The organism is Pseudomonas sp. Z1-14 (assembly GCF_051132005.1).
Lineage (GTDB): Bacteria > Pseudomonadota > Gammaproteobacteria > Pseudomonadales > Pseudomonadaceae > Aquipseudomonas.
In genome coordinates, this window is the sequence record NZ_CP071646.1 from 192,369 (window position 1) to 212,557 (window position 20,189).

Sequence of the window (20,189 nt, forward strand, 5' to 3'; positions counted from 1 at the left end):
ACCCGTCCGCACCTTCGCCACGCCCGGAAGGAGAAACCCATGGGACAGCGTACGCCTCTGTATGACCTGCATCTCGCCCTTGGCGCGAAGATGGTCGATTTTGGCGGTTGGGATATGCCTTTGCACTACGGCTCGCAGGTCGAGGAACACCACCAGGTGCGCCGCGATTGCGGTGTGTTCGATGTGTCCCACATGACCGTGATCGACGTTGCCGGCCCCCAGGCCAAGGCCTGGCTGCAGCGCTTGCTGGCCAATGACGTCGATCGCCTCCAGGACACCGGCCGTGCGCTATACAGCACGATGCTCAATGAGCGCGGTGGCATCGTCGATGACATGATCATCTACCGGGTCGAGTACGGTTACCGGCTGGTGTTCAATGCCTCGACCCGCGACCAGGACCTGGCTTGGATGCAGGCACAGCTCGGTGAATATGATGTGCAACTGCACGAGCGTCCCGAACTGGCGATGCTGGCCATCCAGGGGCCGCAGGCCCGGCACAAGATTGCCGAACTGGTCACGCAATCACGCGGCCAATTGATCCAGCAGCTCAAGCCCTTCGAAGGTCGTGCCGACGGTGACTGGTTCATTGCCCGTACCGGCTACACCGGTGAAGATGGTTTGGAAATCGTCCTGCCGGCCCATGAAGCCCCGAGCTTTTTCAACGATCTGGTGGGCGCTGGCATTCCTCCCATCGGCCTTGGGGCTCGCGATACCTTGCGCCTGGAGGCGGGCATGAATCTCTATGGCCAGGACATTCACCAGGATGTTTCGCCGCTGGCCTCCAACATGGCCTGGAGCATCGCCTGGGAACCTGCGAGTCGCCAGTTCATCGGCCGCTCGGCGCTGGAAGCCGAACTGGCGGCTGGCGTGCAGCACAAACTGGTCGGGCTGGTACTTGAGGAGCGCGGTGTTCTGCGCGCTCATCAGGTGGTCCGCATCGCCAATGTTGGCGAAGGAGAGATCACCAGTGGTAGTTTTTCTCCTACGCTTAGCAAGTCGATTGCCTTGGCACGTGTTCCGATGGCTACCGCCGACCGTGCCGAGGTGGAAATTCGTGGCAAGTGGTACCCGGTACGGGTGGTCAAGCCGACCTTCGTCCGCCATGGCAAAACCCTGATCTAACCTTTTGCGGCGGGCCGCCGGCCGCTGACACTTTCTCTTGAGGACACAGAATATGAGTGATATCCCCGCCGAACTGCGTTTTGCCGAAAGCCACGAGTGGGCCCGCCTGGAAGCCGACGGTACCGTCACCGTAGGCATCAGCGACCATGCGCAGGAAGCTTTGGGCGATGTGGTGTTTGTCGAGCTGACCGAGGTCGGTAAGGTTTTTGCTGCTGGTGATCAGGCTGGAGTGGTGGAGTCGGTCAAGGCCGCTTCCGACATCTACGCCCCCATTTCCGGCGAAGTGATTGCGATCAATGAAGAGTTGAGCGGCTCGCCGGAGTTACTGAACTCCGATCCGTACGGCGCCTGGATCTTCAAGCTCAAGCCAAGCGACAAGGCCGAGTTGGACAAGTTGCTCGATGCTGCCGGCTACAAGACTGCTATCGGCGAGTAATACTTTATACCTGTGGGAGCGAGCCTGCTCGCGAAGGCGATAAATCAGCAACATCGAGGTTGGCTGACACACCGCTTTCGCGAGCAGGCTCGCTCCCACGTTGGTTTGTGAGATGTCCGTCGGGCAAAAAAATGCCGCTCAATCGAGCGGCATTTTTTATCGGCCGGAAATCATTCCTGGGCGACGGCGTTTTTCGCCAGGATCGCGTTGGCCAGTTCCATGTCGGTGGCTTGCAGGCTTGGGTTGTCGGCACGGACTTTCTGCATCGCGGCTTCCAGGTAGGGGCCACGGATGCCGCCGTCACTGGCGACGAAGCTGCCGGCGTCGTCCTGGGCGGCGACGATCAGCTTGTTGTCCTTGAAGGTCAGGTAGGTAGAACCGGTGGTCGCACCGGATGAGATGACGTTACGCCAAAACGTGTCGGCCATTGCCGAGCCAACAGGAAGAGAAAGCAAGGCCAGGGTCGCGACAGCAAGTTTGAGACGCATGATAGGTGACTCCACAGGGTTAACTATGACTTTGGATTGCCGCAGCCTTGATTCAGTTCCATGACCCGTCAGTCAGCCCTCGCCACACGCTACTTCTGTTCACTCTGTGGCGTCACCCGCAGCACTTCTTCGACCGTGGTCAGGCCCGCCGCTACCTTTTGTGCGCCCGAGAGCCGCAGGCTGCGCATGCCTTCCTTGAAGGCCTGGCGGCGCACGGCGAGCAGGTCGGTGTCTGGGTGGATCAGGCCTTTGACGCTGTCGCTCAACTGCATGATCTCGTACACCCCGGCCCGCCCCCGATAGCCGGTATCGCGGCATTCCGAGCAGCCGACAGCCTGCTGGGCGTTGGTCGGCAGCGGGGCCTGCCAGGGCCTCGTCAGGGTTTGCCAGTCGTCTTCATCCAGGGTGATGGGCGCCTTGCAATGTGGGCACAACGTACGCACCAGGCGCTGGGCCATGACTCCGAGCACTGTGGCCTTGATCAGGTAATGCGGCACGCCGAGCTCCAGCAGGCGGCTGATGGCGCTCGGCGCGTCGTTGGTGTGCAGGGTCGAGAGGACGAGGTGTCCGGTGAGTGCTGCCTGGATTGCCATTTCGGCGGTTTCCAGGTCACGGATCTCGCCGATCATGATGATGTCCGGGTCCTGCCGCATCAACGCACGTACGCCCGCCGCGAAAGACAGCTCGATGTTGTGCTGGACCTGCATCTGGTTGAACGAGGCCTCGACCATCTCGATCGGATCCTCGATGGTGCAGAGGTTCACTTCCGGCGTCGCCAGTTTTTTCAACGTCGTGTAGAGCGTCGTGGTCTTGCCGGACCCGGTGGGGCCCGTGACCAGAATGATGCCGTTGGGCTGGCGGGTCATGTCCTGCCAGCGACGCAGGTCATCGGCGGAGAAGCCCAGCTGGTCGAAATCCTTGAGCAATACTTCCGGATCGAAGATCCGCATCACCATTTTTTCGCCGAACGCGGTCGGCAAGGTCGACAAGCGCAACTCCACTTCGTTGCCGTCGGGAGTCTTGGTTTTGACGCGACCATCCTGGGGCTTGCGCTTTTCCGCGACGTTCATGCGCCCCAGGCTTTTCAGGCGACTGATGATCGCCATCGTCACCTGCGGCGGGAACTGATAGACGGTGTGCAGCACCCCGTCGATGCGAAAGCGTACGGTGCCCTGCTCCCGGCGCGGTTCGATGTGGATATCGCTGGCCCGCTGCTGGAAGGCGTACTGGAACAGCCAATCGACGATGTTGACGATATGGGCGTCGTTGGCGTCCGGCTCCTGGTCGCTGGCGCCGAGGTTGAGCAGTTGTTCGAAGTTGGTCAGGTTGCTCGGTTGCTGATCGACGGTAGTAGCGCCGCTGACGGATTTGGCCAGGCGATAGAATTCCACGCTCAGGCGCTGGATATCCACCGGGTTGGCAACCACCCGCCTGACCGGCAGCTTGAGCACGTGGGTCAGGTCGGCTTCCCAACTGCTGACGTAAGGCTGGGCACTGGCGACGGTGACGGCGTCACGGTCAACCGCCACTGCGAGAATCTTGTGACGTTGCGCAAAGGCATAGGACATCAGCGGCGTAACGGCCGCCACGTTGATCTTCAACGGGTCGATGCGCATGTAGGGTTGGTCGGCCTGCTGGGCCAGCCACAGCGTCAGGTTCTCAAGGTCCAGGCGCTTGCCGGGTCGGCTGAGGTCGTCCAGGTGCTGGTTGGCGATGAACTCCAGCGGGTGCAACTGGCTGTTGGCGTTATGCCGCCGCCGGGCGTTGAGCGCGGTTTCGGCTGAATCCTGGCTGATGAGGCCCTGGGCGACCAGTTGGCGGAGCAGATCGTTAAGGTCCAGCCAGCGGTCCTGAGTGGCGTGTTTGGTGGACATGGGCGTTCGGGTTCCTATTGGACAGTTGCAGCAAAGCCGCGATGCAGACGCTTCGGCGTCCCGGCTTGTTGTGCAAAAGAATAGTCCCGACCTTATGGACCGTTGGGCCACTACCCGACCAATGCGTTTCCAATTCTTGCCTGCGCCCCCCTCAACCGGCCGCCAGAACCCGTCCGGCCCGCGTGATATCGGCGTCCTGCAGGTCCACAGAGCACATGCTGATCAGGTTACGTAATTTTTCAGCAATGACCTGGGCGCGGTGCCAGCTCAGCCCATCCAGGACAATGTCCAGCGTCAGCAGATCGTCTTGACGCTCGACGTGGACCTGCTGTGGCGTCAGGCCCTGCAAGGCGAACAGATTCAATGCTCGACACAGCACGTCCGGCTCGGCTTCGGCCTGCATCTGATAATGCACGCGGCAATGGGCGTTGGCGGCGTGCCAGGCGTCGGCGCGGGTCGGGGCGGTGGATACGGTTGCGAGTGAGTGCATGTTCGGTCTCCTGGAGGTCGGGAGAAATATTTACATGCGCCGGAGGGTATTTCTTACCTAAGATGAGCTATTTCGAACCTATGTTGAATAAACTGATTCGCATATCGGAAAACTACAGGTTTATTTATGCACAATGAGCTGGATAGCTTCGACCGCAGGATACTGGCGTTGCTGCAAGAAGATGCTTCGCTGTCCAGCGCGCAGATCGCCGAGCAGGTTGGCTTGTCCCAGTCGCCCTGTTGGCGTCGGATTCAGCGGATGAAGGAGGAGGGGATCATTCGGGGACAGGTGACGCTGCTGGACCGCAAGAAAATCGGCCTGAACACGCAGATCTTCGCCGAAATCAAGCTCAACGCCCACGGTCGCTCGAATTTCACCGAGTTCACCGAGGCGATCCGCGGGTTTCCCGAGGTGCTGGAGTGCTACGTGCTGATGGGGTCGGTGGATTTTCTGCTGCGCATCGTCACGGCGGACATCGAGGCGTATGAGCGATTCTTTTTCGAAAAGCTGTCGATGGTGCCGGGGATTCAGGAGGTGAACTCGATCGTGGCGCTGTCGGAGATCAAGTCGACGACGAGTTTGCCGGTGGTGCGCTGAGCTTGTTTTTGCGATGTTTGGGCTGGCCTCATCGCGAGCAAGCTCGCTCCCACAGTTGATCTTCAGCGGCCACAAAATCTGTGTGCAACGCTGGACCCTGTGGGAGCGAGCTTGCTCGCGATGGCGATCTTACAGGCGCAGCAAAGTCTTCCAGGCCCGATTCTGGTAAACCGCAATCGCCTGCTGCTTGCGCGCATCCAGGAGTTCGTCGGTGATCGGTTCGTTGGCCAGTTGCGCCAGCTTGTTCAATTCGCCGTAGAGCCGGTCCATCTCAGGAATTTCCAGCACCTGGCGGGCATGATGCAGCCAGGCCTGGATACGTTCGATGCGCGGCAGTTGCTCGGCCAGGTCTTCCGGCTGTTGCTGGTAGCGTTGCAGTTGCAGCGACGAAGCTTCTTCGCTGAGCAGGCGCGGCAGCCAGCTGCCCAGTTGCGCCGCGCCCTGGCGATTGCCGCGGGTGTTGCGGTCGGCGGTCCAGCTGCGGGCGAGCAACCAACGCGAAGCTTCAAGGGAGAAGAGGCCCCAGCGCGGGTCCTGCAGCTCTTCGAGGAATTGCTCCGGCGCCGCCTTGCGCACGTCTTCGTCGTCGAGGCCGGCCTGGACCAGCGGACGCCAGTCTTCCAGCAGCGCATCCAGAGCGACGCGCAGATCATGGGTCGATTGGCGCGGCGCGGCCTGGCCGAGGCTGCTGAGCAACGCGCGCAGTTCGGCGAGGTTTTCCACCCAGTCCTGCAACAGGCGCCAGTGGCCGTTGAAACGATATTGTTCGGCCAGGCGCTGGCTGCTGCCCAGCAAATGCCAGCTCAATGCGCCAAAAGCATCGTCCAGCGGCGTTTCGGCCGTCAGTTGCGGAGCCGGCAGGCTCAGGGCGTAACTGCTCGCATCATGCAGGCGATAGCCACGTTCAGCCTTGCTGATGTCGCAAGGCATCAAGGGCAGGGTCGCGGCCAGTTCGGCGGCCAGTTCCAGCAGGGCGGCGGGTTCGCCTTCGCGCAGTTCCAGTTCCAGCTCGCAGATTTCTTCCTTCTGCTTGCCGACCACCACGTGGCCCAGGTCCAGGGCGGCCTCGATGACCACCTTGGCTTTGCCGCGGCCCCAGGCAATTTCGGCGCGCTCGCGAACGAAATCGGTGGTGAAAATCGCCTTGAGGGTTTTTTTGTCCAGGTCCGCCAGTGCCTCGGGCCAGCATTCGCCGTCGAGCTTCTTCAGGTCGAGCTTGGCCTTGGGCAGGTGCCAGTCGTATTCGTTGCGCTCGGACAGGCCGGCAACGCTCTGGCCACGGGTCTTGAGGGTCTGGATGACTTCTTCGCCGTCGCGGCGCAGGCGCAGGGCAACCTTGGCCCGGGCGAGGTCACGTTCCGGCGTGTCGAAGTACTGGTTCATCAATTCGTGGCGTTCCCAGCCACTCTTGTTGCGTTTTTTCAACAGCGGATGCTCGCGCAAGGCTGCCAGGGTCTCGCGGCTGACGCGGAGTTTGATTTCGGTTTCTTTCTGCATGGCCGGAAAATCCAGGAATCGGGTGCGCAGCCGGGGGAAGATGTGGCTGCCAGGGTCGTGCAGTGTACAGGACTCGTCGGTCCTCCGCGCCGAACGGTTCCATCCTTGCTCTCGATGGTTCTATGATGGACCCCATTTTGTAAGCCCCGGGAGCCAGCGATGCCTTTGCCGTCCATGAAAGATCAGTTCGCTGCCCTGATCGCCGCGCCTTCGGTCAGTTGTACCCAGCCCAAGCTGGACCAGTCCAACAGCGCCGTGATCGAGCTGCTGGCAGGCTGGCTGTCGGAACTCGGATTCTCCTGTGATATCCAGCAGGTCAGCCCCGGCAAGTTCAACCTTCTCGCCAGCTTCGGCACGGGGCCCGGCGGGCTGGTGCTGGCCGGGCACAGCGACACGGTGCCGTTCGATGGCGCGTTGTGGCAGACCGACCCGCTCAAGCTCACCGAGGTCGGCGGGCGCTGGGTGGGCCTGGGCAGTTGTGACATGAAAGGTTTTTTCGCCCTGGCCATCGAAGCGGTGCGGCCGTTGCTGGACCAGCCGTTCAAGCAGCCGTTGCTGATCCTCGCCACCTGCGATGAAGAAAGCTCCATGGCGGGCGCCCGTGCCCTGGCCGAGGCCGGGCGGCCGCTCGGACGCGCGGCGGTGATAGGCGAACCGACGGGGCTGAAGCCGATCCGCATGCACAAGGGCGTGATGATGGAGCGTATCGACATCCTCGGGCGCAGCGGCCATTCCTCCGACCCGAGCCTGGGCCGCAGCGCGCTCGAAGCGATGCACGACGCCATGGGCGAGCTGCGTGGCCTGCGCCTGCAATGGCAGCGTGAGTTCCGCAATCCACAGTTCACCGTGCCGCAGCCGACCCTGAATTTCGGTTGTATTCATGGCGGCGACAATCCCAACCGGATCTGCGGCCAATGCTCCATGGAGTTCGACCTGCGCCCACTGCCAGGCATGGATCCAGAGGTGCTGCGGGCGGCGATCCGGCAGAAGCTCGACCCCATCGCCGAACGCCATCAGGTGAAGATCGACTACGCACCGCTATTCCCCGAAGCGCCCCCGTTCGAGCAGGCCGAGGACGCCGAGCTGGTGCGGGTGGCCGAACGGCTCACCGGGCATCGTGCCGAAGCAGTGGCGTTCGGCACCGAAGCGCCTTATCTTCAGCGCCTCGGTTGCGAAACCGTGGTATTGGGGCCTGGCGATATCGCCTGCGCCCACCAGCCTGGCGAATACCTTGAAATGTCACGTTTGCAGCCTACCGTGCAGCTGTTGCGACAGTTGATCGGCCATTACTGCCTGACACCGGCCAGCGCCGGTTAAATTGTCCGCTTGCGGACCCGTATTCATGAGGAGAGCGCGCGTGTCGCCAAGCCTGTTCCGACGATAACCACCAGCCCGCTGTGCGTTCCGCTTCGTCTTTTTTAGGCTGTTATTTATTACAGGCCCAGGTTCATGCCCGAATACGTCAATTGGCTTCGTCACGCTTCGCCCTATATCAACGCCCACCGCGATTGCACCTTCATCGTCATGCTGCCTGGCGACGGGGTGGAGCACCCCAACTTCGGCAACATCGTCCATGACCTGGTGTTGCTGCACAGCCTCGGCGTGCGGCTGGTGCTGGTGCACGGTTCGCGTCCGCAAATCGAGACCCGCCTCGCTGCCCGCGGCCTGACGCCGCACTATCACCATGGCATGCGCATCACCGATGCCGCGACCCTGGAGTGCGTGATCGACGCGGTCGGTCAGTTGCGCATTGCCATCGAGGCGCGCCTGTCGATGGACATGGCTTCTTCGCCGATGCAAGGCTCGCGGTTGCGCGTGGCCAGCGGCAACCTGGTTACCGCGCGGCCGATCGGCGTGCTCGAAGGCGTGGACTATCACCACACCGGGGAAGTGCGTCGGGTTGACCGCAAGGGCATCAACCGACTGTTGGATGAGCGCTCGATCGTTCTGCTGTCGCCGTTGGGCTATTCACCGACCGGGGAGATTTTCAACCTGGCGTGTGAAGACGTCGCGACCCGGGCGGCCATCGATCTGGCCGCCGACAAACTCCTGTTGTTCGGCGCCGAGCAGGGCCTGATCGGCGAGGATGGGGGGCTGGTTCGCGAGCTGCGTCCGCAACAGGTCCCGGCTCATATGCAACGCCTGGGCAGCGATTACCAGGCCGAGCTGCTCGATGCGGCGGCGCAGGCCTGCCGGGGCGGCGTGGCGCGTAGCCACATCGTCAGCTATGCCGAGGACGGTGCGCTGCTGGCCGAACTGTTCACCCGCGATGGCAGCGGCACGCTCGTGGCCCAGGAACAATTCGAGGTGGTGCGCGAAGCCGCCATCGAGGATGTCGGCGGCTTGCTGGACCTGATCAGTCCTTTGGAGGAACAGGGCATTCTGGTACGGCGTTCCCGCGAGGTGCTGGAGCGCGAGATCGAGCAATTCAGCGTGGTCGAGCGCGAAGGCATGATCATCGCCTGCGCGGCGCTGTACCAGATCGCCGATTCGGATGCCGGGGAACTCGCCTGCCTGGCGGTGAACCCGGAATACCGCCACGGTGGCCGGGGCGATGAGCTGCTGGAGCGGATCGAAACCCGGGCCCGCGCCCAGGGACTCAAGACTCTGTTCGTGCTGACGACCCGGACCGCCCACTGGTTCCGCGAGCGCGGTTTCGAGCCCAGCAGTGTCGACCGCCTGCCGGCGGCGCGGGCTTCGTTGTACAACTATCAGCGTAATTCGAAAATCTTCGAAAAATCGCTGTAAACGACCCGCCTATCCAATCACGCTGCCGCGACTTTCTTGATTTCAGACAATCAGCGACTAGTCTGGAGAGCCTCAAGATCGCGGCATGCGCACGCATTGGCATGTCGCGCGCGAGCCCCGACGAAACACCATTCAGGAATCCGCGGCGTCGCCGATAAGCCGAGTCAGGGCTTGATGACGCTTTGATGGCAAGCATATGTCGAAACGAGCTGAAAACTAGTGAAACAATTCTTTTTGGATTTATAAAGAATCCATTATTCTTCCGGCCGGTGTCGCGGGGTTAGACCATGGTCGTAGTCCGAAAGGGTTACGGTTGACTTGCCAGTCACGGTCTGGCGCTAATCGCGCATCCGCGGATTCCGGGCGTTCGAACCGGAACCAAAGACACACAAGAATTAGAAAACGAGAGGAGCGATACATGAAGAAGTCCACCTTGGCCCTGGCTGTGGCCGTTGGGGTAATGGCGCAGCAGGCAGGCGCCGCCGGTTTCATCGAGGACAGCAAGGCGTCCGTCAGTTCTCGCACCATGTACTTTGACAACGACAACCGTGAAGGCGCTGAAGACCAGCGTGAAGCGGCGACCGGCCTGAAGTTCGACTACAAGTCCGGCTTCACTCAAGGTGTCGTTGGTTTTGGTATCGACGCCCAGGCAATGGTTGGTCTTCACCTTGATGGTGGTAAAGGTCAGCGTCCAGACGCCAATAACTCCTTCTCGCCAAGTGACTCCGACGGGTCCGCGGAGCACAGCTGGAGCCGTGGGTCGGCCAACGTGAAGGCGCTTTTCTCCAAGACCGAGGCCCACCTGGGTGGTGCTCTGCAGCCTAACCTGCCGATCCTGGTCGCCAATGATGGCCGTCTGCTGCCGCAAACCTTCGAAGGTGGCACTATCACCTCCAAGGACCTGGACAACGTGACGTTCAACGCCGGTCAACTGGAGCGCGCCGTAGGCCGTGCCGGTACCAACAGTACTGGCTTGGCAGTGGCAGGTGGTACCGAAGACAGCAACCAGTTCCGTTACGCCGGTGCTGACTGGAAGGTCACCAAGGACCTGACCCTGCAGTACTACTACGCCAACCTGCAGGATTACTACAAACAGCACTTCCTGGGTGCGGTACACGTTTTCCCGATCACCGAAGGCCAGTCGTTCAAGACTGACCTGCGTTACTTCGACAGCAGCTCGGACGGCCGTAACGGCGATTCCACCCATTTCTTCAACAACAACGGTGGTTACGCCAAGACCCCGGGCGAGGTCGATAACAAGACCTGGAGCGCCATGTTCACCTACACCCTGGGTGGCAGCGCGTTCCTGTTGGGTCATCAGCAAGTCGGCGATGACGGTGGTTTCGTCTACCTGAACCAGGGCAACCTGCTCAATGACAGCGGCCGCAACGAAGGCGCCGGTGGCTCGAGCTTCTACCTGTTCACCGATAGCATGATCCATCAGTTCGTTCGTGCGGGTGAGAACACCACCTTCGGTCAATACTCGTACGACTTCACTGGCCTGGGCGTTCCTGGCCTGAAGGCAGCGATTGCCTACCTGCACGGTGACGACATCAAGTCTGCTACCGGCGGAAGCGAAACTTCCGAGTGGGAACGCGACATGCGCCTGGATTACGTCGTCCAGCAGGGCCCGCTCAAGGGCTTCGGCACCACCCTGCGTCATGGCTCCTACCGTGGCAGCAGCACCGGTATCGCCGACCAGGATCAGACCCGCCTGATCTTCAACTACACTTACAACTTCATGTAAGACGTAGCGAAGTAAAAAAGCCCCGCCCGGCAGCACGCCGGGCGGGGCTTTTGCGTTTTTGGCTCAGCGAGCCGGATAGAGTCTTTATCCCTTGGACTGCGCCGCGTCCTTGCGCAAGATGTACGCGCTGAACCCGAGGAAATCGTCCAAGTGCCCGGTAATGATTGCGATCATGATCGGCAGTTGCAGGGCTTGATAGTCATGCACGGCGATGTTCCTGAAGCCCACCATGTTCTTCAGGTTTTTCACCAGGCCTTCCTCCAGCCAGCCACCTTGCAAAAGCAGCTCGAATGTATCGCGAGCACTTTGCGGAACACCCAGCCGCTCACGTCGAATCAAGTGCTGTCCCATGTCCAGTGCCGCTTCACACGCCCGTTGGATGTTCAGGACTGCCGAGTCCTGGCGAGTGAAATCGGTGGCAAACGTAGCGGGATCTTTCTCGTATTCTTCCCGCACCCTGGCGACGCAACGCTCGATACTTGCTGCCTTGTTGATCAAAACATCATCGGCCATACACGCTGCCTTCTTCCTGAATATCCTTGAGCAAGCCTGCCCGAGCCTCATCCAGAGCGGTTTTTTCGCTGAGAATGAAACATTCATACAAACCCGCCTGTACGTCTCTGGCCCAGAGCCGCTGGCCTCGGGTCACGATCTGGTATTGCATGACGGTCGTTGCCGCGCGTAGATCGATCAGATCGACGGGACTGCCAGCGATATCGGCCAACTCTCCTGAGAGCTGCCACAGCGAAACAGGATCGACCTCGCCGGACAAGAGCACCGCCAGATCGACGTCGCTGTCAGGTCCCGCGGTGCCCTGTGCATGGCTACCGAACAGGTAAACCGCCAGCAGCCCAGGGAGATGGTGATGCAGATAAGACAACAAGGCTTGAGTGTTCATGCTGCCTATCCTAGCCGCTCATTCTGAAATCGCCGCAATAATTTGCGGAGTGCAGATGCAGAACAAAAAAAGCCCCGCCCGGCAGCACGCCGGGCGGGGGCTTTTGCGTTTCGGGTCTGGCCCACCCCTGTAGCCTTCCCCGAAGTTTCTCCTCTTTCCAGCAACTCGAGGCCTTCTCGAAACCTCGACAATGATCTTGGTCCGATATACGCCAAGGCGCCAATGAACAGTTTTTTATATTCCATCAAGATCTAGCCAAATGGGTATTCATTCTTTTTCAAGCAATGAAAAGCGGTGCACAGTTGGGCCACAACTACTCAACCAGGAGCTGCACCATGAGCCTCAGACTCGGCGACATCGCCCCCGATTTCGAACAGGATTCCAGCGCCGGCAAGATTCGCTTCCATGAATGGCTCGGTGATAGCTGGGGTGTGTTGTTCTCTCATCCAGCGGATTTCACCCCGGTGTGCACCACCGAGCTGGGCCTTACCGCCAAGCTCAAGGATGAATTCGCCAAGCGCGGCGTCAAGGCCATTGCCCTTTCGGTAGACCCGGTGGACTCGCATCACAAGTGGATCGAGGACATCAACGAAACCCAGAATGCCGTGGTCAATTTTCCGATCCTGGCCGACGCTGACCGCAAGGTATCCGACCTCTACGACCTGATCCACCCCAACGCCAGCGACACGTTGACCGTGCGTTCCCTGTTCGTGATTGACCCGAACAAGAAGATCCGCCTGACCATCACCTACCCGGCGAGCACCGGACGCAACTTCAATGAAATCCTGCGGGTGATCGATTCCTTGCAGCTGACCGACAACCACAAGGTCGCCACGCCGGCCAACTGGCAGGATGGCGATGAAGTGGTGATCGTGCCGTCGCTCAAGGATGAGGAGGAACTCAAGCAGCGCTTTCCCAAAGGCTATCGCGCCGTCAAACCTTACCTGCGCCTGACTCCGCAGCCCAATCGCTGAGGCAAAACCAGAACCAGAACCTGTGGGAGCGAGCCTGCTCGCGAAGGCGGTCGATCAGCCAGTATTGAGGTCGAGTGACACACCGCTATCGCGAGCAGGCTCGCTCCCACAGTTGATCTTCTGTGCACCAAGGGTTTTGGCCGTTTCGACGGCCTTTTTTATTGCCTCAAGGAAAGCTGATCTTATATATCCAAAATGCATGACCAAATGAACAAATATGATTTAAAGATATATGAATGCCCTGTTATGGTTTGCTCCATACAGCGAGATCGCCCACCGCGAATCGCACGTGAATTCAAGGAATGGTTGGCATGTTGGTTGTCTCGCTCGGCGGCAGTCCCAGCCAGCGCTCCCGATCAGGAGTGCTGCTGGAGCGCTCGCAACGTTGGTTGCAGCAGCAAGGTGTGGAAGTGGTGAGCTATCAGGTGCGTGATTTTCCCGCCGAGGATCTGCTCCATGCCCGCTTCGATAGCCCCAAGGTACTGGACCTGCTGGCCCAGATCGAAAACGTCGACGGCCTGGTGATCGCTACGCCTGTCTACAAGGCGTCTTTCTCCGGCGCGTTGAAAACGGTACTGGACCTGCTGCCCGAACGCGCGCTGGCCCATAAGGTAGTGTTGCCCATGGCGACAGGCGGCAGCATCGCCCACATGCTGGCGGTGGACTACGCCCTGAAGCCGGTGTTGTCGGCGCTCAAGGCCCAGGAAATGCTGCATGGGATTTTCGCCGAGGACAACCAGATCGCTTACGGCGAAGGCAGCGCCCAGGCGCAATTGGCGCCGGCCCTGCAGCAGCGTCTGGACGAGGCGCTTGGACAGTTCTACAGCGCCATGGCCCGGCGGCCCAAGCCGCTAGATCCCAGCGTATTGAACGAACGTCTGTTGAGTGCTCGCTGGAGCATCTGACTCGCTACATCCCTGATTCAACTCCACCTTACTCAGCCGTCAACGGCCAAGCAGGTGCAGCCAAAACCCCACAGCAAAAAGGAGAGGCGCCATGCGCACTGTCATTTTGCGTCGCGGGCTGGTCGCTCTGTTTGCTGCGGCTGTGTCCTTCGGCGCCATCACCCAGGCTCAGGCCGAAACCTTGCGGATCGGCTATCAGAAGTACGGCACGCTGGTGCTGCTCAAGGCCAAGGGCACCTTGGAAAAACGCCTCGCCGCCCAAGGCGTCGACGTGCAATGGACCGAATTTCCCGGCGGCCCGCAGCTGCTGGAAGGCCTGAACGTAGGCTCGATCGATTTTGGCGTGACTGGCGAAACCCCGCCGGTGTTTGCCCAAGCGGCAGGCGCGGATTTGCTTTATGTCGCCTACGAGCCACCGGCGCCGAACAGCGAGGCGATCCTGGTGCCCAAGGGCTCGCCGATCCAGTCGGTGCAGGAGCTCAAGGGCAAAAAAGTCGCGCTGAACAAAGGCTCTAACGTTCACTACCTGCTGGTACGCGCGCTGGAAGATGCCGGCCTCGAATATTCCGACATCCAGACGGTTTTCCTGCCGCCGGCGGATGCCCGTGCCGCGTTCGAGCGCGGCAGCGTGGACGCCTGGGTAATCTGGGACCCGTACCAGGCAGCCGCCGAACAACAGTTGCAGGCACGCACCCTGCGTGACGGCAAAGGCATCGTCGATAACCACCAGTTCTACCTCGCCACCAAACCTTACGCGCAAAAAAATCCGCAAGTGATCACGACGCTGGTGGAAGAGGTCCGTGCGGTAGGGGAGTGGTCCAAGGCCAACCCTGAAGACGTGACCCGGCAGGTCTCGCCGCTGCTCGGCCTGCCGGCGGACATCACCCTGACGTCGGTGAAACGCCAAGGCTATGGGGCTCTGTTCCTGACGCCGGAGGTGGTCGCGGCGCAGCAGAAAATCGCCGACAGCTTCTATCAGCTCAAATTGATTCCCAAGCCCTTGAGCATCAAGGACGTGATCTGGACGCCGCCGGCGGCCGTTGCGAACGCGCAGTAATTCGATCCCTTAGGAGACCACTCCATGAGCCTCAATATTTTCTGGTTCCTGCCCACCCACGGCGACGGCCATTACCTTGGCACCGCTGAAGGCGCTCGCGCCGTCGATCATGGTTACCTGCAACAGATTGCCCAGGCTGCCGATCGGCTGGGTTTTGGCGGGGTGTTGATTCCTACCGGGCGTTCCTGCGAAGACTCCTGGCTGGTAGCCGCTTCGTTGATTCCGGTGACCCAGCGCCTGAAGTTCCTGGTTGCCCTGCGCCCCGGGATCATTTCCCCGACGGTGGCGGCGCGTCAGGCCGCGACGCTGGATCGGCTGTCCGGCGGGCGGGCGCTGTTCAACCTGGTGACGGGTGGCGATCCGGACGAGCTGGCCGGTGACGGGCTGTTTCTGGACCACGAGCAACGCTACCAGGCATCGGTGGAATTCACCCGGATCTGGCGTCGGGTGCTGGAAGGCGAGACGGTTGATTACGACGGTGAACACATCAGTGTGAAGGGCGCCAAGCTGCTCTATCCGCCGATCCAGCAACCGCGTCCGGCATTGTACTTCGGCGGCTCGTCGGAAGCTGCCCAGGATCTCGCCGCCGAGCAGGTGGAAATGGTTTTGACCTGGGGCGAACCGCCCGCCGCCGTCGCGGAAAAAATCGCCCAGGTGCGGGCCAAGGCCGAGAAGCTTGGGCGCACCGTGCGTTTCGGCATTCGCCTGCATGTGATCGTGCGGGAAACCAACGCCGAAGCCTGGCAAGCGGCCGACCGCTTGATCTCCCACCTGGACGACGAAACCATCGCTCGCGCCCAGGCGTCCCTGGCGCGTTTCGACTCGGTGGGCCAACAACGCATGGCCGCGTTGCACGGCGGTCGGCGCGACAAGCTGGAAGTCAGCCCCAACCTCTGGGCCGGTGTCGGCCTGGTGCGCGGCGGTGCCGGAACGGCGCTGGTGGGCGATGGCCCGACCGTGGCTGAGCGGGTCAAGGAATACGCCGACCTGGGTATCGACACGTTCATTTTCTCGGGTTATCCACACCTGGAAGAATCCTATCGGGTGGCGGAACTGTTGTTCCCGCACCTCGATGTGGAGCGCCCGGAACTGCCGAAAAGCCAGGGCTATGTGAGCCCGTTCGGTGAAATGGTCGCCAACGATATCCTGCCCAAAGCTGCTTCGCAGAGCTGAGGCGGCGATGAAAAAACTTATCCACAACCTCGCGCCGTGGGCGGTGCCCCTGCTGTTGTTGGCGGTGTGGCAATTGTCGGTATCGGCCGGCTGGTTATCCACGCGGATCCTGCCGGCGCCGGTGGCGGTGATCGAGGCCGGAGTGAACCTGGTGCGCAGCGGTGAAATCTGGACGCACCTGGCTATCAGCGGTTGGCGCGCGGCGGTCGGCTTCCTGATTGGCGGCGGCATCGGCCTGGCCCTGGGCTTTATCACCGGCCTGTCGAAGTGGGGCGAACGGCTGTTGGACAGCTCCGTGCAGATGGTGCGTAACGTGCCTCACCTGGCGCTGATTCCACTGGTGATCCTCTGGTTCGGTATCGACGAGTCGGCGAAGATTTTCCTGGTGGCGCTGGGCACGCTGTTTCCGATCTACCTCAACACCTACCACGGGATTCGCAATGTCGACCCGGCGCTGGTGGAGATGTCCCGCAGCTACGGTTTATCCGGCTTCAGCCTGTTTCGCCAGGTGATCCTGCCGGGCGCCTTGCCTTCGATCCTGATGGGCGTGCGTTTTGCCCTGGGTTTCATGTGGTTGACGCTGATCGTCGCGGAAACCATCTCGGCCAGCTCCGGTATCGGTTATCTGGCGATGAATGCCCGGGAATTCCTGCAGACCGACGTGGTGGTGCTGGCGATTCTGCTGTACGCCGTGCTCGGCAAACTGGCCGACCTTGCTGCTCGCGGGCTTGAACGCGTCTGGCTGCGCTGGCATCCGGCCTATCAGGTGAACAAGGGAGGTGTCGCATGACCGCCCAACAACCGCCGCGCCTGCTGCGAGGTATCCCGCTGGCGGTGCGCAATCTGCAGAAGACCTTTGGTTCGCGCCAGGTGTTGCGTGACATCGACTTGCATATCCCGGCCGGGCAGTTCGTCGCGGTGGTCGGTCGCAGCGGCTGCGGCAAAAGTACCTTGCTGCGCTTGCTGGCCGGCCTCGATCAGCCTTCGGGCGGTGAGTTGCTGGCCGGTTCGGCATCGTTGAGCGCTGCGCGGGAAGACACGCGCCTGATGTTTCAGGAGGCGCGTTTGCTGCCCTGGAAAAGAGTCATCGACAACGTTGGCCTCGGACTCAAGGGCGACTGGCGACCACAAGCGTTGCAGGCGCTGGATGCCGTGGGCCTGGCTGATCGTGCACACGAGTGGCCGGCGGCGTTGTCCGGCGGACAGAAACAGCGGGTGGCCCTGGCCCGGGCGCTGATTCATCAACCGCGCCTGCTGTTGCTGGACGAACCTCTGGGCGCGCTCGATGCGCTGACCCGGATCGAAATGCAGCAACTGATCGGGCGTCTCTGGCAGCAACACGGCTTCACCGTGCTGTTGGTGACCCACGACGTCAGCGAGGCGGTGGCGATCGCCGACCGGGTGATCCTGATCGAAGACGGCCAGATCGGCCTCGACCTGGCCATCGACTTGCCGCGCCCTCGTGCCCGCGGCTCGCATCGCCTGGCGAGCCTGGAAACCGAAGTCCTCAACCGCGTGCTGTCCTTGCCCGGCCAACCGCCGGAACCCGAACCCGTTTCACCCTTGCCCACGCAACTGCGTTGGGCGCAATAACTTCATCCAGACAGGAACGACATCATGACTATCAAAGCCATCAACGTACGCAACCAGTTCAAAGGCACCATCAAGGAAATCGTCGAAGGCGACGTGCTGTCGGAAATCGACGTGCAGACCGCCTCGGGCATCGTTACCTCGGTCATCACCACCCGCTCGGTCAAGGAGCTGGAACTGGCGATTGGCAGCGAAGTGATTGCCTTCGTCAAATCCACCGAGGTGTCTATCGCCAAGTTGTGAACGATGCTTGACCTGCAGCCCCGGATGGCTTGAGCCCTTCGGGGCTTTTTCGTTCCCACGCTCTGCGTGGGAACGACTCAATCAGAGCGCTTGGGCAGAAACGGAGGGAGATAGAGCCCCAGGTACGCATCGAACACACGCATGCCTTCCTCGGCCATGCGCGGGGTTATCTGGCCGTGCTGGTGTACCGAGCGGGCGTAGACGCGGTCGCCCAGTTCCATGGCCAAGGCGAACACGTCGACATCGGCAGGCAAGGGCGGCAGTTGGAAATGGCGGGCGAAGACGGTGTGCATCAGCTCGCTCAGTTCCAGGTCATGCTGGCGGTCGGCCTGGGTGACTTCAGTCAGGCCATGCTGGGCCAGGATCAGTTGGCGAGCGGCGGCGTCCTCGCTGTAGATCACCAGCATCCGTTGCTCCACCAGCCGCGACAGATCGTGCCAATGGTTCAGCGCTGCATGATCGATCGGTGTTTGAAGGCAGGCACGAAAGGCTGCATGGACGTCGGCGGTCAGGGCTTCGAGCAGGGCCGGGACGCTGGCGAAGAAGTGATAGACGGAGGAGGGCGGGATCCCGGCGCGCTCGGCGACGCTGTAGATCGACAGGCTGGCCACGCCTTCGGCGGCGAGCAGCGTGCGGGCGGCATCGAGGATCGAGTCGATCCGGGCCTGGCTGCGGGCGCGGGGTTTGCGAGGGGTGGCGTTGCGTGTCATGAAGCTCTCCTGCGGGGCTGCCGGGCATTGTACGAGTCGAGATTTGTGTTGTCTGCCAGAACGCCTTCGCGAGCAGACTCGCTCCCACAGAAATTTTGCGCCAATCAACTCATCCATGTGTTGCACTGTTCATTGTGGGAGCGAGCCTGCTCGCGATCCGCCGAAGGCGGCCATAAAAAAACGCCGCAGCCCTGAAGGCCTGCGGCGTTCCTTTCTACCGCAACCGCTTAAACGGTATGCAGGTACCAGTTGTACTCAAGGTCGGAGATGGAGTGTTCAAACTCTTCCAGCTCGCTTTCCTTGCAGGCCACGAAGATATCGATGTACTTGGGATCGATGTACTTGGCCATGACTTCGCTGTCGTCCAGTTCGCGCAGGGCATCGCGCAAGTTGTTCGGCAGGCTTTGCTCGTTCTGCTCGTAGCTGTTGCCTTCGACCGGCGCGCCGGGCTCGATCTTGTTGGTCAGGCCATGGTGCACGCCCGCCAGGACCGCCGCCATCAACAGGTACGGGTTGGCATCGGCGCCGGCGACACGGTGTTCCAGGCGTACGGCATCGGCGGAGCCGGTCGGCACGCGCAAGGCCACGGTGCGGTTGTCCAGGCCCCAGGTCGGCGAGTTCGGCACGTAGAACTGTGCGCCGAAACGACGGTAGGAGTTGACGTTCGGGCAGAGGAACGCCATCTGCGCGGGCAGGGTCTCGAGCACACCGCCGATCGCGTGACGCAGCGCGGCGTTCTGCTCGGGATCCTCGCTGGCAAAGATATTCTTGCCTTCTTTGTCCAGGATCGAGATATGGACGTGCAGACCGTTGCCCGCCTGGCCTGGATACGGCTTGGCCATGAAGGTGGTGTCCATTTCATGGTCGTAGGCGATGTTCTTGATCAGCCGCTTGAGCAGTACCGCGTAGTCGCAAGCCTTGATCGGGTCGGCCACATGGTGCAGGTTCACTTCGAACTGCGCCGGGGCACTTTCCTTGACGATGGCGTCGGCGGGAATGCCTTGCTCCTTGGCCCCTTCCAGGATGTCCTGGAGGCAGTCGACGTATTCGTCGAGGTCATCGATCAGGTAGACCTGTGTCGAGTGCGGGCGTTTGCCGGAGATTGGCGAGCGGGGCGGTTGTGGACGGCCGTTCACGTTCTCCTGGTCGATCAGGTAGAACTCCAGCTCGAATGCCGCGCAGATGGTCAGGCCCAGTTCATCGAACTTGGTCACGACCTGGCGCAGGACTTCGCGAGGGTCGGCGAAGAACGGATCACCTTCAAGCTCGTGCATGGTCATCAGCAGTTGCGCGGTGGGGCGCTTCTGCCAGGGTTCGTTGCTCAGAGTGCCGGGGATTGGATAGCAGATGCGGTCGGCATCGCCGATGTCCAGGCCCAGCCCGGTGCTTTCCACCGTCGAGCCATTGATATCCAGGGCAAATAGAGAGGCCGGCAGGTTGATGCCTTTCTCGTAAACCTTGTGGAGGCTGGTGCGTTCGATGCGCTTGCCGCGCACCACACCATTCATATCCGCAATCAGAAGGTCAACGTACAGAACCTCAGGATGTTCCTTAAGGAACGCGTTCGCTTCGTTAAGCTGAACGGCACGCGGGGGTACCGACATGATGCAACACCTTTGTTGTTAAAAATATCAATCATT

Annotated in this window: 21 protein-coding genes; 13 read left to right on the forward strand and 8 right to left on the reverse strand. The window is 61.1% G+C overall.

Annotated elements, in window-relative coordinates:
• Positions 1-39: 39 nt before the first annotated feature.
• On the forward strand, positions 40-1,122 hold the full coding sequence (gcvT, locus tag J3P89_RS00925; protein WP_305498035.1) for a glycine cleavage system aminomethyltransferase GcvT: 1,083 nt from the start codon (positions 40-42) through the stop codon (positions 1,120-1,122).
• Between the two features lie 52 nt (positions 1,123-1,174).
• Positions 1,175-1,558: a glycine cleavage system protein GcvH gene (gcvH, locus tag J3P89_RS00930; protein WP_434696477.1), complete on the forward strand. Its 384-nt coding sequence runs from the start codon at positions 1,175-1,177 to the stop codon at positions 1,556-1,558.
• A gap of 170 nt (positions 1,559-1,728) precedes the next feature.
• Here the strand turns inward: gcvH and J3P89_RS00935 are convergent, their stop codons facing one another.
• The 3 genes from J3P89_RS00935 to J3P89_RS00945 form a co-directional block, all read right to left on the reverse strand.
• Positions 1,729-2,049: a DUF2388 domain-containing protein gene (locus J3P89_RS00935; protein WP_434697939.1), complete on the reverse strand. Its 321-nt coding sequence runs from the start codon at positions 2,047-2,049 to the stop codon at positions 1,729-1,731.
• A gap of 86 nt (positions 2,050-2,135) precedes the next feature.
• Positions 2,136-3,920: a GspE/PulE family protein gene (locus tag J3P89_RS00940; protein WP_305498037.1), complete on the reverse strand. Its 1,785-nt coding sequence runs from the start codon at positions 3,918-3,920 to the stop codon at positions 2,136-2,138.
• A gap of 151 nt (positions 3,921-4,071) precedes the next feature.
• A complete protein-coding gene (locus J3P89_RS00945; protein WP_434602191.1) occupies positions 4,072-4,410 on the reverse strand; it encodes a hypothetical protein in 339 nt (112 codons plus the stop codon).
• A gap of 126 nt (positions 4,411-4,536) precedes the next feature.
• On the opposite strand from J3P89_RS00945, the gene J3P89_RS00950 reads away from it, so the two are divergent.
• Complete coding sequence (locus J3P89_RS00950; RefSeq protein ID WP_434571043.1) at positions 4,537-5,007, forward strand: Lrp/AsnC family transcriptional regulator; 471 nt, start codon at positions 4,537-4,539, stop codon at positions 5,005-5,007.
• Positions 5,008-5,136: 129 nt separating this feature from the next.
• Here the strand turns inward: J3P89_RS00950 and J3P89_RS00955 are convergent, their stop codons facing one another.
• Positions 5,137-6,504, reverse strand: a complete 1,368-nt coding sequence (locus J3P89_RS00955) for an inorganic triphosphatase (protein WP_434571045.1) — start codon at positions 6,502-6,504, stop codon at positions 5,137-5,139.
• Positions 6,505-6,663: 159 nt separating this feature from the next.
• On the opposite strand from J3P89_RS00955, the gene argE reads away from it, so the two are divergent.
• The 3 genes from argE (at position 6,664) to J3P89_RS00970 (ending at position 10,999) form a co-directional block, all read left to right on the forward strand.
• Positions 6,664-7,821, forward strand: a complete 1,158-nt coding sequence (argE, locus tag J3P89_RS00960; RefSeq protein WP_434627231.1) for an acetylornithine deacetylase — start codon at positions 6,664-6,666, stop codon at positions 7,819-7,821.
• A gap of 132 nt (positions 7,822-7,953) precedes the next feature.
• On the forward strand, positions 7,954-9,252 hold the full coding sequence (argA, locus tag J3P89_RS00965) for an amino-acid N-acetyltransferase (protein WP_434696478.1): 1,299 nt from the start codon (positions 7,954-7,956) through the stop codon (positions 9,250-9,252).
• A gap of 418 nt (positions 9,253-9,670) precedes the next feature.
• A complete protein-coding gene (locus J3P89_RS00970; protein WP_434696479.1) occupies positions 9,671-10,999 on the forward strand; it encodes an OprD family outer membrane porin in 1,329 nt (442 codons plus the stop codon).
• A gap of 84 nt (positions 11,000-11,083) precedes the next feature.
• On the opposite strand, the gene hepT is transcribed toward J3P89_RS00970, so the two are convergent.
• Positions 11,084-11,512, reverse strand: coding sequence for a type VII toxin-antitoxin system HepT family RNase toxin (hepT, locus tag J3P89_RS00975; protein ID WP_434627234.1), 429 nt, complete (start codon positions 11,510-11,512; stop codon positions 11,084-11,086).
• Positions 11,502-11,897: a type VII toxin-antitoxin system MntA family adenylyltransferase antitoxin gene (gene mntA / locus J3P89_RS00980; protein WP_305498043.1), complete on the reverse strand. Its 396-nt coding sequence runs from the start codon at positions 11,895-11,897 to the stop codon at positions 11,502-11,504. Before mntA ends, hepT begins: the two co-directional genes overlap by 11 nt.
• Before the next feature lie 335 nt (positions 11,898-12,232).
• On the opposite strand from mntA, the gene J3P89_RS00985 reads away from it, so the two are divergent.
• The 7 genes from J3P89_RS00985 (at position 12,233) to J3P89_RS01015 (ending at position 17,839) form a co-directional block, all read left to right on the forward strand.
• Positions 12,233-12,871 (forward strand): peroxiredoxin, encoded by a 639-nt coding sequence (locus tag J3P89_RS00985; protein ID WP_434696480.1) that lies wholly within the window; start codon positions 12,233-12,235, stop codon positions 12,869-12,871.
• Between the two features lie 311 nt (positions 12,872-13,182).
• Positions 13,183-13,776 (forward strand): NADPH-dependent FMN reductase, encoded by a 594-nt coding sequence (gene ssuE / locus J3P89_RS00990; protein ID WP_434696481.1) that lies wholly within the window; start codon positions 13,183-13,185, stop codon positions 13,774-13,776.
• A 91-nt stretch (positions 13,777-13,867) separates the two neighbouring features.
• A complete protein-coding gene (locus J3P89_RS00995) occupies positions 13,868-14,833 on the forward strand; it encodes a sulfonate ABC transporter substrate-binding protein (RefSeq protein ID WP_434627240.1) in 966 nt (321 codons plus the stop codon).
• A 24-nt stretch (positions 14,834-14,857) separates the two neighbouring features.
• A complete protein-coding gene (gene ssuD, locus J3P89_RS01000) occupies positions 14,858-16,006 on the forward strand; it encodes an FMNH2-dependent alkanesulfonate monooxygenase (protein WP_434673077.1) in 1,149 nt (382 codons plus the stop codon).
• A 7-nt stretch (positions 16,007-16,013) separates the two neighbouring features.
• Positions 16,014-16,796, forward strand: coding sequence for an aliphatic sulfonate ABC transporter permease SsuC (gene ssuC, locus J3P89_RS01005; protein ID WP_434696482.1), 783 nt, complete (start codon positions 16,014-16,016; stop codon positions 16,794-16,796).
• Positions 16,793-17,599, forward strand: a complete 807-nt coding sequence (ssuB, locus tag J3P89_RS01010; protein WP_434696483.1) for an aliphatic sulfonates ABC transporter ATP-binding protein — start codon at positions 16,793-16,795, stop codon at positions 17,597-17,599. The genes ssuC and ssuB overlap by 4 nt, the downstream gene beginning before the upstream one ends.
• 24 nt (positions 17,600-17,623) lie before the next feature.
• Positions 17,624-17,839 (forward strand): TOBE domain-containing protein, encoded by a 216-nt coding sequence (locus J3P89_RS01015; protein ID WP_003177394.1) that lies wholly within the window; start codon positions 17,624-17,626, stop codon positions 17,837-17,839.
• A 77-nt stretch (positions 17,840-17,916) separates the two neighbouring features.
• On the opposite strand, the gene J3P89_RS01020 is transcribed toward J3P89_RS01015, so the two are convergent.
• Entirely contained in the window at positions 17,917-18,549 is a 633-nt protein-coding gene (locus tag J3P89_RS01020; RefSeq protein ID WP_434696484.1) for a TetR/AcrR family transcriptional regulator, read from the reverse strand.
• Positions 18,550-18,776: 227 nt separating this feature from the next.
• Positions 18,777-20,153 (reverse strand): glutamine synthetase family protein, encoded by a 1,377-nt coding sequence (locus J3P89_RS01025; RefSeq protein ID WP_305498052.1) that lies wholly within the window; start codon positions 20,151-20,153, stop codon positions 18,777-18,779.
• Positions 20,154-20,189: the final 36 nt, after the last annotated feature.